Origin of the sequence: Photorhabdus sp. P32, assembly GCF_038085095.1 — a bacterium.
GTDB classification, from domain to species: domain Bacteria; phylum Pseudomonadota; class Gammaproteobacteria; order Enterobacterales; family Enterobacteriaceae; genus Photorhabdus; species Photorhabdus luminescens.
Genome location: NZ_JAZGJN010000008.1, coordinates 1 through 290, shown reverse-complemented (window position 1 = coordinate 290; position 290 = coordinate 1). Strand labels below are relative to the sequence as shown.

At 39.7% G+C, this 290-nt stretch carries 1 protein-coding gene; it reads right to left on the bottom strand.

Features of this window, described 5'->3' with window-relative positions:
* Positions 1 to 177: 177 nt before the first annotated feature.
* The coding region (locus V2H77_RS00015) for a PAAR domain-containing protein (RefSeq protein ID WP_341497179.1) at positions 178 to 290 on the bottom strand (113 nt) is incomplete at its 5' end.

Genomic DNA, 290 nt, shown 5'->3' with positions numbered 1-290 from the left:
AGTGGTAATGGCATATCAATTTTTCCTTTTCAATAAATTATCTATAACCTGAGAATAATCACGGTATTTTTCTCGTCTCTCTGTTTTACCGGATTAATGCATTAGCCCGGTAAAACGGAGAAGACAGGTGCAGTACGCTAGTATTGCTTAAAATAGGCCAAAATGATTGTCGTCTCATTAAGCGAGAAAATCTTTCTGGCTGGCAATCAGTTTTGCGCCACAGGCTGTTTGCATACCTTCCAATGCAATAGGTTTTCCCTGATGCTTTAAGTCGTTGCTTCCTTCCACAA